This window comes from Kitasatospora sp. NPDC058444 (genome assembly GCF_042721415.1).
Lineage (GTDB): Bacteria > Actinomycetota > Actinomycetes > Streptomycetales > Streptomycetaceae > Kitasatospora.
The window spans coordinates 245,161-260,178 of sequence record NZ_JBHXLL010000005.1 but is presented as its reverse complement, the minus strand read 5'-3'; the positions used below and the strand labels follow the sequence as shown (position 1 = coordinate 260,178).

Here is a 15,018-nt window from a genome sequence, read left to right as displayed (position 1 = left end):
AGCGTACGCCCATGTTCGAACACATGCTCGAATGATTGAGGGTTCCAGGGTTCCAGGAGTCCGGGGCCCCGGAGTCCTAGGCTTCGGACATGGCGATCAACGGCTTCGGGGTCACCGAGTTCCAGCTGGTGCTGCTGCGCCGGATGGCCGACTTCCAGCCCGGGCTGGTCGAGGGGGCGGTGCGGCGGCTCGGCGCCACCCGGGCCTCGATGCGGGAGGCCAACAAGCGCTGGCAGGCGATGGTCCGCGCACCCCGGTTCCCGCGCGGCGCCGCCCGGTATGCGGCCGTGCTCGGGCCGGCCGGGGCGGGCGTGCCGCGCCGGATCGGGGACCTCGACTGTGTCGCGCGGCAGTGGGCGCTGCCGCTCTGGCCCGAGCTGCGTTTCGAGGCCCTGCTCGGTCCGGCGGAGATCGGCGGGCCGCTGCTGAACGAGTGGCTGGTGCGGGCGGCGGGCTCCCCGGTGCCCGGCCTGCGCACTCCGGCCGACCTCGCGCCGTGGAGCTGCGTGGTGGGCGACGTCGGGGCCGCGTTCCCGTCCGCCGTGCCGCGCGAGGGGAGTGCGCCGACCAGGTTCCGGCTGGACTTCGAGGCGCCGGACGCCGGCGGGCGGCTGCGCCGGTGGGAGGCGGACTTCACCTGGGGGCTGCTCCAGGAGGTCCGCCCGATGGACGGCCAGGGTATGGGTATGCCGGACGATGCAAGGTGATATTCAGTGAATGCCTTGGATTTGCAGGCAAAAAACAGGTGTGGCAATCTAATCGCAGACATTGAAGAGTTTTGACATCGGAAAGTGAAGGATCATGTCGGACGGCGCCCGCGTCATCGTCGGAGTCAGCGGTTCACTGCACAGCCTGACCGCCCTGCATCGGGCGGCCGAGGAGGCCCGGGTCCGGCGGGCCGTCCTGGTGCCGGTGCTCGCCTGGACTCCGGTCGGCGGCGAGCGCAACTACCGCGCCCGGCCGTGCCCGCCGCTGCTGCGCGCCTGGCAGGAGCTCGCCGAGGCGCGGATGGAGGGCGCGCTGGAGCAGGCCTTCGGCGGTCTGCCGATCGGCGTGCCGGTGCGGCCGCTGGTCGTGCGCGGCGAGGTCGCGACGGTGCTGACCGGTCTCGCCGACCGCCCGGGGGACCTGCTGGTGGTCAGCACCGGCGAGCAGGACGGTCTGCGGGCGAGGCTGCGCGGGCTGACGCGCCGCTCGGTCGCCCGCCGCTGCGTGAACCGGGCCCGCTGCGGGGTGCTCGCCGTCCCGCCGTCCACGCTGCACGAGGACCTGCGCGCGCTGCACCGCGGCATCGACCTGCGGGAGCTCGCGGCGGCCTGACGATCCGTCAAATGCGGTGCACGGTAAGGCCTCTGACCACCGTGCGAGTGGGGCGCAGTTCGCGCAGCGCGTCCGCCGGGCAGGCCTGCGGATCCAGCGGATCGACCGGCCACACCGTGAGGTCGGCGAGCGCCCCCGGCCGCAGACTGCCGCGCACCGCGCTCTCCCCGGTCAGCCGGGCCGCGTTCACGGTGTGCAGCGCGACCGCCTCGGACCGGCCGATCGCGTGCTCCGGGCCGACCACCCCGGCCGTGGTGCCCCGGGTGGTCATGCCCCACACCGACACCATCGCGCCGTACGGGCCGACCGGGAAGTCCGAGCCGCCGGTGATCAGCGCGCCCTCGTCCAGCCACTCGCGCAGCGGGAAGACCGCGGCGGTGCGTTCCTCGCCCCAGGCCCGCTGCTGGGTGAGCGCGCCGTCGTGCAGCAGCGGGTGCTGGACGGTCACCGGGATGCCCAGCGCGATCGCCCGGGCCCGCTGCTCGGGGCGGGCCAGGCCGCCGTGCTCGACCACCAGCGTGCCGGCCGGCAGGCCGGGGTGGCGCTTGACCACCTGCTCGAAGACGTCCAGCAGGACGCGCAGCCCGCGGTCGCCCCAGGCGTGCACGCCCACCCGCCGGCCCCGCCCGACCACCCGTTCCACCGCCGCGAGCAACTCGGCCGGCTCCCAGAGCAGTCGGCCGTGGTAGCACGGCTGCCCCCGGTACGGCTCCTCCACGGCGGCCGCCTCGAAACCGCCGTCGATCCCGAACTTGACGCCCCAGAGCCGGAGTCGGTCGTCGTCCCGGCCGGCCGCCTGCCACGCGTCCATCCGGTCCAGCAGTGCGTCCACCTGGTCCGGCGTACGCGTGGCGAAGCCGGAGACCAGGACGCGGACCCGGACGGCCAGGGCGTCCTCGGCCCGGGCGGCGTCCAGCACGTCGAGGTCCTCGACCGGGACCAGGCAGTCGCGGACGGTGCCGATCCCGGTGGCGGCGAAGTCGGCGGAGGCGGCGCGCAGGCCCTCGATCCGCTCCGCGAGGCTCGGGCGCGGCAGCACCGGCTCGACCAGCTCGATCGCCCGGTTGATCAGCCGGCCGGTGAGCCGTCCGTGTTCGTCGCGCTCGATCACGCCGCCCGGCGGCGCCTCGGTGGTCTCGGTGATCCCGGCCAGCCGCAGCGCGGCCGAGTTGAGCACCATGTTGTACGCGCCACGGCGCACCAGCACCGGGTGTTCGCTGGTGGCCGCGTCCAACTCCCCGGTGGTGGGCATCCGTTGCTCGGCCAGCAGGATCTCCTGCCAGTTGACCGTGGTGTGGATCCACTCCCCGGCGGGGGTGCGGGCGGCGCGTTCGCGGATCAGGCCGAGGAACTCCGCCAGGTCGCGGGCCCGGTGGACCGGCACGCCGTGGACGCTGTGTCCGGCCAGGATCAGGTGGGTGTGGGTGTCGTCGAAGGCGGGCAGCACGGTCGAGCCCGGGGCGTCCACCACCTCGGTGGCCGGGCCGATCAGGGCGTCCAGCCCGTCGGGCGTGGGGGAGAGCGCGGTGATCCGGCCGCCGGTGACGGCGATCGCCCGGCGCGGCGGCTCGCCGGGCACCAGGGTGTGCACGGCGGCGGCGCGGATCAGCAGCTCGGCGGGGACGGGGTCGGTCGGCAGCTCGGAGGGGGTGGGGGCGGTCGGCAGCTCGGCGGGGACGGGGTCGGTCATTGCGGCTCCTGGGGACGGGACAGCCCGGTGACCTTCTCGACGTACCGAAGGCTGGGCTCGGCGAGCAGTCCGTGCAACTCGGTGAACACCGCGCGCGCCGGTACCGCGTTCCAGGCCGCGGGCAGCAACTGCGCCGGCAGTCCCGGATCCAGGTACGGCAGCCGGCGCCACCGGGTGAGCATCGGCACGTAGTCGCGGAACGCCTCGGCCGGGTCGACCGGGGACCGTCCGCGCAGCTCGTCGGCGGCCGGGCGCCAGGCGTCGGCGAAGGCCGCGTACTGCGCCTCGATCGCCGGGAGGTCCCACCAACTCGCCATCGCGGTACGGAGATCGGCGAAGCCGGCGTACTCGGCGGAGAGGAACAGGTGGACGTAGGCGCTCAGCCCGAGCCGGTCCAGCAGCCGACGGGCGTCCGGCAGCAGCCGGGCCGGTGCCAGCCAGACCCCGGGGGCGGCGTTGCCGAAGCCGAGCCAGCTGAGCCGGGAGCGCAGCTGGTGGCGGTGGGCGCGGGCGGACTCGGGCACCGAGAAGACCGCCACCACCCAGCCGTCGGCGAGTTCGGCCGGCGCCAGGCTGTGGAAGATCCGCCGGTCGCCCTCCTCGAAGACCGGCTCCATCGCGAGGGCGAGCCGGTATCCCGTGCCCGCGCGCCGCTCCTGGAGCAGGGTGCCGGCCTTCTTCAGGCGGGACGTCGCCGAGCGGACGGCCGGGCCGTCGACGTCCAGCTCGGCCAGCAGGGCGATCAGGTCGGCGATGGATATCCAGCCGCCGAGGCGGCGGACGAACTCGCCGTAGACGGTGTGGATCAGGGAGCTCGGGCGGGGTGTGCTCTCGGACATGCGCGGGCCCTCCTCCCCGGTGGTGGTGGCGATCATAACGAGAGTGCCGGTCCGGGGGGCGTGGATTCCTGGCTTTCCGAGGGCACGGATTCCCGCGTTTCCAAGGCGCCCGGGAGGCTACGCGTAGGCGCCGGAGAGCAGGTGCCCGGCGCCGGGAGCGAAGGCGGGCAGGCCGAGGGCCCGCAGGAGCTGGTGGGTGGTGCAGATGGCCGCCGAGACCACCGGCTTGCCCAGCTGCTGCTCGGCCTCCTCGACGGCGGACAGCGAGGGCAGCTGCACGCAGGCCGAGAGCACCACCGCGTCCGCCTCGGCGTGGGCGAGAGCACGGGCGATCGCGGGCAGCCGGGCCGGGTCGTGGGCGGCGACGTCGAGGTTGTCGGCGATCTCCAGGGCAGCGTGGTCGAGCACCTCGATGCCCTCCGCGGCGAGGTACTCGACCACCGTCCGGGCCAGCGGCCGCAGGTACGGGGTGACCATGGCGACCTTCGCCGCCCCGAGTTCGTGCAGCCCGGCCACGAGCGCGCCGGCGCTGGTGACCACGGGCGCGGGGGCGCCGTTCTGGACGGTGCGCAGGTGCAGCCGCCGCTCGGCCTGGCGGTGGTAGCCGGGGCCGGTGGCCATCACGGCGACCAGGCAGGCGTAGCCGATCACGTCCACCCGGGCGTCCGAGAGCTCCGCGGCGCAGCGGTCGGACTCGGCGTCCATGGCGCGCAGCTGTTCGGGGGTGACCCTGGTCATCCGCATCCGGCTGGAGTGGAAGGTGAACCGCTCGGGGGCGACCGCCTCGCGGGCCCGCAGCAGGGCGGGGACCTCGGTCTCCATGGTGACGTTGGAACTCGGGACGATCTGGCCGATCCGGTGGGTGGTCATCGGGTGGACGGTCCTTTCCGGTCCGGGGCGGGTCGGCGGGCGTCGGTCGACCGGGTGCCCGTCACCGGGCGTCGATCACCGGGCGTCGATCACGGGGTTGGCGAGCGTGCCGATCCGCTCGATGGTGGCCTCGACCAGGTCGCCGGGCTGGAGGAACTGCGGGGGCACCATCCCGGCGCCGACGCCCGAGGGGGAGCCGGTGGAGATCACGTCGCCCGGTTCCAGGGTGACGCCGGAGGAGATGTCGGCGATCAGCCGGGCGACGCCGAACAGCATGTGGCGGGTGTTGGAGTCCTGCCGCAGCTCGCCGTTGACCTTCAGCGAGAGGTCGAGCCGCTGCGGGTCGGGGATCTCGTCGGCGGTCACCACGACGGGGCCGAACGGCGCGTAGCTGTCCTGGCCCTTGGAGAAGAACCACTGGCCGGAGCGGCGCTGGTCGCGGGCGCTGATGTCGTTGACGATGCTGTAGCCGAACACGTGCCGCAGCGCGTCCGCCTCGGCCACCCGGAAGGCCGGTGAGCCGATCACCACGGCGAGTTCGCACTCCCAGTCGAGCTGCTTGGTGAGGTCGGCGTTGTGCAGGATGGGGCCGCCCGGGCCGGTGACGGCGGTCGAGGGTTTGCCGAACAGCACCGGGCGGTCGGGCAGTTCGCGGTCGGTGTCCAGGGTGCGGTGCGATTCGGCCACGTGCTCCACGTAGTTGAGGCCGACGCCGACGATCTTGCCGGGGCGCAGCGGCGCGCAGAGCGAGACCTCGGCGAGCGGCCTGGTGGCCGGGGCCCCGGTGAGCAGCTCGCGGGCCGTGGCCAGGGCCGGCGCTCCGGCGCGGATCAACCCGAGGAGGTCGAGGGGGAGTCGGGCCCCGGCGGCGGTGGCGAGGGCGGTCAGGTCGGCGACCCGGTCGCCGTCGAGCAGGGCGCCGAGGCGCGGGGTTCCGGCGTCGTCGGTGCCGTGGGTGGCGTCGGCGTCACGGGAGGTGTCGTTGACGCGGAAGGTCAGCAGGTGCATGGCGGTGGGCTCCTGGTCAGGCGGTGGTGGTGGGCTGCCACCCGTCCGGGTGGGCCTCCTCGCGGTGGAGGCCGAGCGAGTGCATCACCGGGAAGTCGTTGAAGGAGAACAGGCAGGCGTCCTCGCCCTGGTCGAGGTTCACGTGCTCGTGCCAGGCCCAGGACGGGACGACGAAGATGTCGCCCTGCTGCCACTCGAAGCGCCGGCCGGCGATCACCGAGGCGCCGCGCCCCTTGGCCGCGGTGTACACCACCGAGCCGGTGTGCCGGTGGGCGCGGGTGGCCTGGCCCGGGCGCAGCAGCTGCAGGTGGGCGGACATGGTCGGCATCACCGGCCCGCCGGTGACCGGGTTGGTGTACTCCATGATCACGCCGTCGTAGGGCGATCCCCCGGTGGCGCGGGCGAGCCGGCACAGGGCGTGGTAGCTGGGCTCCCAGGGCCAGCCGAGCAGTGGCGAGTAGGGGCGGGTCCACTTCTCGACGCCGTACGGCAGCAGGTTGCCGCCGTGGCTGAGCAGCGAGGAGTTGATGACCGGCCCGGGCCGCTGGTACAGCTCCGGGTGGACTTCGTAGAAGTTGGCGTCGAGGGTGTTGACCAGCGGGATGTCCAGGCCGTCCTGCCAGATCACCGGGGCGTCGTCGGCCTCGTTGCCGTGCTCGTGCCAGGTGTTGTTCGGGGTGATCGCGAAGTCGCGCGGGCCGACCTTGAGCTTCTGTCCGTCCACGACGGTCCAGGCGCCGGTGCCCTCGTGGACGAAGCGCAGCGCGGAGGCCTGGTGGCGGTGCGCCGTCATCGCCTCGCCGGGGCCCATGATCTGCAGGCCGGTGTACAACAGGCCGACAGCGGCGCTCAGTTCGCGACGGCGGGGGTTCACCAGCATCACCACCCGGCGTCCGGCGTCGTCGGCCTTCACCAGCGGCAGTGCCTTGCGTACCAGCGGGCGGAGGTCGGCGTAGCGCCAGAGCACCGGGACGGACTTCGGCTGGGGGTACCAGGGCTCGATCTCGTTCGCGACCGTCCACAGGGCGCCGGCCTCGTGAGCGGCCAACTCCTTGTAGTAGGCGAGCAGTTCGGGGCTCTCGGTGACCCGGGCCCGGCCGATCCGGTCGTCGTCGTGGTCCTGGTGGCCGTGGTGGCCGTCGTCGTGGTGGTCGTCGTGCTCGGGGAGGCGCTCGGGGGCGCGTTCGGGGCTGGTCATGCCTGCTCCTCGGGGAACGTCAGCGCCCGCAGCGGGCGGTTGTCCACGTGCAGTCGGAAGACGTCGAAGCGGTTGTAGTGCCCGACGATGTCGTGCATCTGCTTGGGCCGGACGCAGCGGCCGAGGTCGATCTCGGCGTAGACGATGCCCTCCTCGTCCACCAGCGGTTCGGTGACGGGGCGGCCGTCCGGGCCGAAGATCCCGGACAGGGCGCTGTGCGGGCGGGAGAGTTGCTTGCGGACCTGCGGGTCGTCGCCGGCGATCAGGTCCACCATCTCGGGCGAGACGGTGGAGCAGGAGACGACGGAGAACACCTTGCCCTCGAAGCAGTGCGCGGCGGTGCGCAGCGCGATCGAGTCCGCCATGTCGTAGTCCTCCGGGCCCACCGGCAGCGCGATGTAGCAGGCGGCGTGGACCAGTTCGCCCTGGGCCAGCAGGGTGAAGCGGGCCAGCGGGTTGGTGTTCTCGCCGCAGGCCAGCGCGCCGAGCGGGCCGACGGCGGTGGGATGCACCGTGAGGGTGCTGCCGTCGCCTTGCCCCCAGGTCAGCTTCTCGGCCCAGGTCGGCATCAACTTGCGGTGCACGTTGACGAGTTCGCCGTCCGCGTCGATGACCAGCAGGGTGTTGTACAGGGGTCCGAGGCCGGGCCCGCCGCGTTCGTTGATCCCGATCACCAGCACCACGCCGGCCTGCCGGGCGGCGGCCCGCAGGGTGTCGACGTACGGGCCGGGGACGTCGACGGCGGCGCGGAACAGGCGCTCGTACCAGGGCGAGCCCTGCACCGGGTTCATCGTCCAGTTCCAGTACGGGTAGCCGGGCACGAAGACCTCGGGCAGGACCACCAGTTCGGCGCCGTGCCCGGCCGCCTCGTGGATCAGCGCGACGGCCTTGTCGACGGTGGCGGCCGGGTCCAGGAAGACCGGGGCGGCCTGGACGGCGGCGGCGGTGAAGCGGGGCAGGTGCGGCATGGTTCCTCGTCACTCCTCGGCGGTGTCGCAGGGACGGGGCGGTGACCAGCGGCGGTGGACGGGCGCGGGCGGCTCGCGCAGCAGGTGCAGGCGCGGGGCCACCCGGTCGGCGCTCGGGCCCGGCGGCTTGCGGCTGCCCGCCTTCCAGGGGTCGGGCCAGGGGGCGCCCGGCCCGGTGTAGCCCCGCTCGGCGGCGGCGTGCAGTGTCCAGAGCGGGTCGTACAGCTGGGCGCGGCCGATCGCGACCAGGTCGGCCCGCCCGGCGAGCAGGACGGAGTCGGCGTCGTCGAAGCCGGAGATCGCGCCGACCGCGATGGTCGGCAGGCCGGTGGCGGTGCGGACCAGCTCGGCGAAGGGCGTCTGGTAGCCGCGCCCGTACGGCGGCCGCTGGTGCGCCACCACCTCGCCGGTGGAGACGTCCAGCGCGTCCGCCCCGGCGCCGGCGAGCGCGCGGCAGATCGCCACCGCCTCCTCCTCGGTGGTGCCGCCGGGCGCCCAGTCGCTCGCCGAGATCCGCACCAGCAGCGGCCGGCCGGCCGGCCAGACGGCCCGCACCGCCGTCAGCACCTCCAGCGGCAGCCGCAGCCGGTGGGCCAGCGGGCCGCCGTAGCGGTCGGTGCGACGGTTGGTGAGCGGGGAGAGGAAGGAGGAGAGCAGGTGGCCGTGGCCGAACTGGAGCTCCAGCACGTCGAAGCCCGCCCGGGCGGCTCGCTCGGCGGCGGCCGCGAAGTCCGCGGTGACGGCGGCCAGTTGGATGTCGTTCGCCTCGTGCGGCACCGGACTCCCGGCGTCCCAGGGGAGGGGCGAGGGGGCGATCAGCGGCCAGCCTTCGGCGAGCGGGTGCCCGGTGCCGTCCGGCCCGGGAACGGCCCGCGCGCCCCGGCGGCCGGCGTGGGTCAGCTGGATGCCGACCGGGGTGTCGCTCACCGACCTGACCGCGTCCAGGAGTTGGTGCCAGGCCGCTTCCTGGTGGTCGCTCCACAGGCCCGGGCAGCGGTCGGTGGCCCGGCCCTCGGGGCCGACCGCGGTCATCCCGGCGATGACCAGCCCCGCGCCGCCGAGCGCGTGCCCGGTCAACTGGGCCCGGTCGAAGCCGCTGGGCAGCGCGTCGGGGGAGGTGAAGGTGGCGAGCGGCGGCACCACGACGCGGTTGCGCAGCTCCAGCGCGCTCAGCCTCAGCGGCCGGAACATCGGCGGCACCCCGGGCGAGCCGCCGAAGGCGGTGTCCACGGCGTCCACGAAGGCGGGGTCGCGGGCCCGCAGGTTGCCGTAGGTGACCCGACGGCTGCGGGTGAGCAGGTTGAAGGCGAACCGGTCGGGATCCTGCCCGGTGCGCCGCCCGATGGTCTCGAACCACTCCAGACTGGCCTGCGCGGCACGCTGGGTGGACTCCACCACCGGGCGCCGCTCGGCCTCGTAGCAGGCCAAGGCCTCCGCCAGGTCGGGATGTTCGCCCAGTGCGGCGGCCAGGGCGAGGGCGTCCTCCAGGGCGAGTTTGGTGCCCGAGCCGATCGAGAAGTGCGCGGAGTGCGCGGCGTCGCCGAGCAGGACGACGTTGCGGTGGTGCCAGCCGGCGTTGCGCACCGTGGTGAAGCGGATCCAGCGGGAGGCGTTGGGGATCAGCCGGTGGCCGTCCAGGTGCCCGGCGAGCAGCTCGGCGCAGCGCCGCACGCTCGCCAGGTCGCTCCCGCCGCGCGCCGGCTCCCGTGCGGCGAGCGCCTCGAAGCCCGCGCGGCGCCAGGCGTCCGCGGCCGCCTCGACGATGAAGGTCGAGCGGGTGGCGCTGTACGGGTAGGTGTGCACCTGGAGGACGCCGAAGTCGAACTGCTCGACGATGAAGGTGAAGGCCTCGAACACCTTGTCCGTGGCGAGCCACATGTAGCGGCAGTGGCGCTCGTCCAGGTCGGGGCGGAAGCTCTCCGGGTGGGCGGCCCGGGTGCCGGAGCGGATGCCGTCGGCGGCCACCACCAGGTCGTACTCGGCGGCCAGTGGGTCCACCGGCGGGGCGGGGGTCCGGTAGCGCACGTCCACCGCCAGCTCGGCGCAGCGCTGTTGCAGGATGGCGCGCAGCCGGTTGCGGTCCAGGGCGGCGAAGCCGTGGCCGCCGCTGGTGCGCACCGCGCCCGCGTAGCGGACGTCGATGTCGCTCCAGCGGGCGAACTCGGCGCTGATCGCGGCGAAGACGCGCGGGTCGGCCCGGGCGATGCCGTCGAGGGTCTCGTCGGAGAAGACCACGCCGAAGCCGGACTCGTCGTCCCGGGCGTTCCGTTCGAAGACGGTGAGCTCCCGGTCGGGCGCCAGCTGCTTGGCCAGGGCGGCGAAGTAGAGCCCGCCGGGGCCGCCGCCGATCACCGCGATCCGTGCGCGGTCCAGGGCCGTGCTCACACGACCACCTCCGGTCGCTGCGGCCCGGACTCCGTCAGCGTGCGGCGGACCTGCGCGGGCCACGGCACGGCGCCCCCGTCGCGGGGTGCGGCGTGCACCACCGACATCCGTCCGTTCGCGGCCAGCCCGTGCGGGCCGTGCACCTCGAAGGCGTAGTGCAGCGAGGAGCCGCCGACCCGGACCACCCGCAGCTCGGTGCGGACCACGTCGCCGAACCAGAGCCGCTCGCGGTAGTCGGCCTCGAAGTGCACCCGGGGTATCCGCCCGAACAGCTCGTCCAGTCCCAGGCGGCGCAGCAGGGCCGCCTCCGCCGCCTCGGCCCAGCGCAGCACGGCGGAGAAGTGGTAGTGCCCGGAGGCGTCGGTGTCGGCCCACTCCACCCGGCGCTCGACGGTGACGCTGGCCGGGGCCGCCGCGGCCCGGCGGCGCAGCTCGGCGCGGTGCAGCTTGCCGGTCGCGGTGCGCGGCAGCTCGGGCACGAACTCGACCGCCCGCGGGTACTTGTACGGTGCGATGGTGCGTTTGACGTGCTCCTGGAGCGCGTGCGCCGTCTCCGGCCCGGCCGGTACGCCCGGGCGCAGCACCACGTACGCCTTGACCACCGTGCCGCGCCGCTCGTCCGGCGCGCCGACCACCGCGCAGTCGGCGACGTCGGGGTGGGCGGCGAGCACCTGCTCGACCTCGGGCCCGGCGATGTTGTAGCCGGCCGAGACGATCATGTCGTCGTTGCGGGCCCTGAACCAGAAGTAGCCGTCGCCGTCCCGGACGTAGGTGTCGCCGGTGAGGTTCCAGCCGCCGCGGACGTAGTCCAGCTGGCGCTCGTCGTCCAGGTAGCGGCAGCCGGTCGGGCCCTTGACGGCGAGCATTCCGGGTTCGCCGTCCGGCACCGGGCGGCCCCGCTCGTCCAGGACCGCGGCCCGGAAGCCCGGGACGGGCCGGCCGGTGGAGCCGGGGCGGACGTCCGGGCCGGCGGCCGAGACGAACACGTGCAGCAGTTCGGTGGCGCCGATGCCGTCGATCAGCCGCTGTCCGGTGGCCTCGTGGAAGGCCTGCCAGACGGTGGCGGGCAGCGGCTCGCCCGCCGAGACGCAGTGCCGCACCCCGGCCAGCCGGTCGGCCAGCCCGGCGGCCAGGATGGCCCGGTAGGCGGTCGGCGCGGTGAACAGCACGCTCACCCGGTGCCGGCGCACCTGCTCGGCGAGCTGCTCCGGGGTGGCCTGCTCCAGCAGCAGGCCGGCGGCGCCCGCCCGCAGCGGGAAGACCAGCAGGCCGCCGAGGCCGAAGGTGAAGCCGAGCGGCGGGGTTCCGGCGAAGAGGTCCTCGGGGGTGGGGCGGAGCAGGTGGCGGGAGAAGGTGTCGGCGATGGCGAGCACGTCGCGGTGGAAGTGCAGGGTGGCCTTGGGGCGGCCGGTGGTGCCGGAGGTGAAGGCGATCAGGGCGACGTCGTCGGCGGCGGTCGGGACGCCGGGGAAGCCGGCGGGCTTGGCGGCGCAGCGGGCGGTGAGGTCCTCGGGGCCGGGGCCGCCGTAGCCGAGGACGCGTAGCCCGGGGGTCCGGGCCCGGTGCAGCTCGTCCAGGAAGCGGTGGTCGCAGAGGGCGACGGCGGGCCGGGCGATGTCGTGCACTTCGGTGAGCTCGGCGGCGCGCAGCAGCGGCATGGTGGTGACGGCCACCCCGCCGGCCTTCAGGACGCCGAGCCAACAGGCGGCCAGCCAGGGGGTGTTGGGGCCGCGCAGCAGGACCCGGTTGCCGGTGGCGAGGCCGAGGTCCTCGGTCAGCAGGCGGGCGACGCGGTCGGCGTGGTCGCGCAGTTCGCCGTAGGACCAGCGTCCGGTGGGGGTGAACAGGCAGGGGCGGTCCGGGCCGAGGCGCTCGATGGTGTCGTCGAGCAGGGCGGCGGCGCAGTTCAGACGGTCGGGATAGGCCAACTCCGGGAGTTCGAAGAGGAGTTCCGGCCACTGCTCGAAGGGCGGGAGGTGGTCTCGGCAGAACGTGTCCACGTGCGCTGACGGTGAGAGCTCCATGGGCGGGCACCTCGTTGTGCGAGCGGGGAGTGAGGCCAGTATGGCGCCTCGGTGACGCCAGTCAAGAGAGCGATACACGCATTCGGGCGACGGCCGGCCCGGCTGCCTGCACGGCCACGGGCGCCGGGGGCGGCCGGTGTGGCCCTGCTGGCCCGTGGTCGTGGCCGCTGCCCGCGGTGCTGGTGGGCGCGGGCACGCTCGCCCTGGCCGTCCGGTCTGCCGGGCGGTCCGCCTCTTGTTCGAGCAGTGGGCCGGTACGGTCGTCCCGTCGTCCCGGCTCGCCTCGACAGGCCCTGGCCGTCAGCCCGTCGTCCCCCGGGCGGAGGCGTCGGGAGTGCGGCCGTCCTGGGCCTGGCCGGCGCGGTCGGCGAGCAGCCGGGCGAAGACGGTCAGCCCGGGCGCGGTGAGGGCGGCGCCCGGCCCGTCGTCGCGCACCAGGAGCAGCACGCCGCCGACCCGGACCAGCGCCACCGCCGAGGAGGAGCCGTGGGTCCGGGTGGCGCTCTGGTCGCCGATCCGCGGGATCGCCACCGTCGTCGACTCCTCGCCGGCGGTGCGGTCGAGCGCGCTGTCGAAGGCCTTGGCGGCGGCCTCGGGAGAGGCGAAGGCGACCACGTCGAACTCCACGGTCTGCACCGAGGTGGCGCCGAACGTCACGGTGGCGTAGGCGAGTTGCTGATCGCAGGAGTCCGGCAGCAGGCACGGCAGCGGGCCGGTCACCCCCGTCCCCGACTGCGGCGCCCGCTGCACCTGCCACCCGCGCGGCATCGCCCCCTCGTCGGGCAGCACGCCCCGCACCAGCACCGGGTCGCCCAGCGGCCGCGCGGCGTGCGCCAGACCGGGCCCGCCCGGCTTCAGCAGCGGGCGCGAGCCCAGGTGGACGCCGAGCGCGACCAGCGCGGCGATCAGCACCAGGACGAGGGCCGCCACGATCCCGGCGGTGCTCCTCCGGGCGGCGAGCGCCGCCTGTGCCCGGGCGGCCGCCGGGCCGGTCCGCAGCTGGACGGTGGTCGGGCCCTTCGGGGGAGGTGCGGACGGCGGGCCGACCCTGAGCTGTACGGTGCCGGGCTCGCTCCGCAACTGGACGGTCGGCGGATCCGCGGGCCTCCCGAGCCCGGTGGTGGCCAGGTACCGCGCGAACGCCTGGTCCGAGGCCAGCAGGTGCGCGACGGCGGCGGTCAGCAGTTCCCGCTTCCGCGCGTCCCCCGGGCTCGCCTCCGCCGCGTCGAGCGCCCGGGCGCCCTCCGGCACCATCCGCAGGCGCGCCCGCACGACGTCGGCCACCGCCCGGTGCGGCCCGTCGCCCAGCAGCGCGGCCGCCACCGTCTCCGGTGCCGGTTCCCGGCCGTCCCCCATGGCAACTCCCCTTGCCGCACGAGTGGTCGCCCCCAACGATCCCGTACCGCCGGCCACTTCGTACCCACGCCGAACCGAACGGAGACGCAACCGCAACGCCACCCGGACGAACCGGGTCCGGTGGCGCCGGTCGGGCCCGTGCCCCGGGGCCGTGGGCGAGTGACGACGGGGGTCAGCGCAGGTCGAAGACCAGGCGGGCGGAGACCTTCCCGTCCAGGACCTCCTCGAAGCAGGCGTTCACGTCCTCGAGCCGGCGGGTCTCGCGGATCACCCGGGTGCGGCCGAGGGCGTGCAGCCGGAAGACCTCGGCGAGGTCCTCGCGGGTGCCGACGATCGAGCCGATCACCCTGGTGCCGTTCAACACCGTCTCGAAGACCGGAAGTTCGAGCTTCCCGCCGGCCGGGAGGGCGACCAGGACGAGGGTGCCGCCGCGGCGCAGGGCGCCGTAGGCGGCCTGGAAGGAGGCGTTGCTGACGGCGAGGGCGATCGCGGCGTGGGCGCCGCCGAGGGCCTGGACCTCGGCGGCGACGTCCTGGGTGCGGGCGTCGAGGACGTGGTCGGCGCCGAGGTCGCGGGCCAGGGCGAGCTTGTCGTCGGTGACGTCGACGGCGATGGTCTCGGCGCCGAAGATCCGGGCGTACTGGAGGGCCAGGTGGCCGAGCCCGCCGATGCCGGAGATCAGCACCCGGGTGCCGGGCCGGGCCTCCGAGACCTTGAGCGCCTTGTAGGTGGTGACGCCCGCGCAGGACAGCGGCGCGGCGTCCAGCGGGTCGATGCCGTCGGGGACGGGGACGACGTAGTCGCCGTGCGCGAGCGCGTACTCGGCGTAGGCGCCGTCCACCGAGTAGCCGCTGTTGTGCTGCTGGAGGCAGAGGGTCTCCCAGCCGGAGACGCACTGGTCGCAGTGCCCGCAGGCGTCCGCGAGCCAGGGGATGGCGACCCGCTCGCCCACCCGGACGTGCCGGACCGCGGTGCCGGCCGCCTCGACGATGCCGACGCCCTCGTGCCCGGGGACGAACGGCGGGCTGGGCTTGACCGGCCAGTCGCCGTGGGCGGCGTGGATGTCGGTGTGGCAGAGGCCGGAGGTCTCGATCCGGACCCGGACCTGGTGCGCGGCCGGCTCGGGTGCCGGATGCTCCTCGACGACCAGCGGTGCGGTGAAATCGCGGACGACGGCGGCCTTCATGCGCTGCTCCTCGGGGTACGGGCGGAACGGGGCGGGTACTGCCGGGGGGGGGGGGGGGGGGGCGCCGCCCCCCCCCCCCCCCGGGGGGGGGCGGGGGGGCGGTGGGAAAAAGGCGGAATGGGGGTGAATTTGGCCCGTGGCCCCCAGGGCACCGCACCCGCCAAGACAATGAAA

General features: G+C 74.7%; 11 protein-coding genes and 2 pseudogenes. 2 read left to right on the top strand and 11 right to left on the bottom strand.

The annotated features are described in order from the left end of the window. Positions 1–89: 89 nt before the first annotated feature. Together ACFWP2_RS08675 and ACFWP2_RS08670 are read left to right on the top strand one after the other, a co-directional pair. Positions 90–707 (top strand): hypothetical protein, encoded by a 618-nt coding sequence (locus tag ACFWP2_RS08675; RefSeq protein ID WP_380449526.1) that lies wholly within the window; start codon positions 90–92, stop codon positions 705–707. 94 nt (positions 708–801) lie between these two features. After that, on the top strand, positions 802–1,320 hold the full coding sequence (locus tag ACFWP2_RS08670; RefSeq protein ID WP_380449525.1) for a universal stress protein: 519 nt from the start codon (positions 802–804) through the stop codon (positions 1,318–1,320). 7 nt (positions 1,321–1,327) lie between these two features. Here ACFWP2_RS08670 and ACFWP2_RS08665 read toward each other — a convergent pair whose 3' ends face one another. From ACFWP2_RS08665 to adhP, 11 genes and pseudogenes are all read right to left on the bottom strand, one after another. Continuing rightward, entirely contained in the window at positions 1,328–3,010 is a 1,683-nt protein-coding gene (locus ACFWP2_RS08665) for an amidohydrolase (protein WP_380449524.1), read from the bottom strand. After that, on the bottom strand, positions 3,007–3,849 hold the full coding sequence (locus ACFWP2_RS08660) for a PaaX family transcriptional regulator C-terminal domain-containing protein (RefSeq protein WP_380449523.1): 843 nt from the start codon (positions 3,847–3,849) through the stop codon (positions 3,007–3,009). Before ACFWP2_RS08660 ends, ACFWP2_RS08665 begins: the two co-directional genes overlap by 4 nt. 117 nt (positions 3,850–3,966) lie before the next feature. Continuing rightward, a complete protein-coding gene (locus tag ACFWP2_RS08655; protein ID WP_380449522.1) occupies positions 3,967–4,719 on the bottom strand; it encodes an Asp/Glu racemase in 753 nt (250 codons plus the stop codon). 75 nt (positions 4,720–4,794) lie between these two features. Then, a complete protein-coding gene (locus ACFWP2_RS08650; protein WP_380449521.1) occupies positions 4,795–5,727 on the bottom strand; it encodes a fumarylacetoacetate hydrolase family protein in 933 nt (310 codons plus the stop codon). Positions 5,728–5,743: 16 nt separating this feature from the next. Then, positions 5,744–6,925 carry a cupin domain-containing protein gene (locus tag ACFWP2_RS08645; RefSeq protein ID WP_380449520.1) on the bottom strand — a complete coding sequence of 394 codons (1,182 nt, stop codon included), beginning with the start codon at positions 6,923–6,925 and terminating at the stop codon, positions 5,744–5,746. Further along, positions 6,922–7,893, bottom strand: coding sequence for a carbon-nitrogen hydrolase family protein (locus tag ACFWP2_RS08640; protein ID WP_380449519.1), 972 nt, complete (start codon positions 7,891–7,893; stop codon positions 6,922–6,924). Before ACFWP2_RS08640 ends, ACFWP2_RS08645 begins: the two co-directional genes overlap by 4 nt. Before the next feature lie 9 nt (positions 7,894–7,902). Continuing rightward, a complete protein-coding gene (locus tag ACFWP2_RS08635; protein ID WP_380449518.1) occupies positions 7,903–10,278 on the bottom strand; it encodes an FAD-dependent monooxygenase in 2,376 nt (791 codons plus the stop codon). Continuing rightward, a pseudogene (locus tag ACFWP2_RS08630) lies at positions 10,275–10,598 on the bottom strand (acyl-CoA thioesterase); the annotation flags it as partial. The gene ACFWP2_RS08635 and the pseudogene ACFWP2_RS08630, both read right to left, overlap by 4 nt. A 93-nt stretch (positions 10,599–10,691) precedes the next feature. Then, positions 10,692–12,302: pseudogene (locus tag ACFWP2_RS08625) on the bottom strand (AMP-binding protein); the annotation flags it as partial. Between the two features lie 300 nt (positions 12,303–12,602). Further along, positions 12,603–13,658, bottom strand: a complete 1,056-nt coding sequence (locus tag ACFWP2_RS08620) for a hypothetical protein (RefSeq protein WP_380449517.1) — start codon at positions 13,656–13,658, stop codon at positions 12,603–12,605. A gap of 172 nt (positions 13,659–13,830) precedes the next feature. Then, complete coding sequence (gene adhP / locus ACFWP2_RS08615; RefSeq protein ID WP_380449516.1) at positions 13,831–14,844, bottom strand: alcohol dehydrogenase AdhP; 1,014 nt, start codon at positions 14,842–14,844, stop codon at positions 13,831–13,833. Positions 14,845–15,018: the final 174 nt, after the last annotated feature.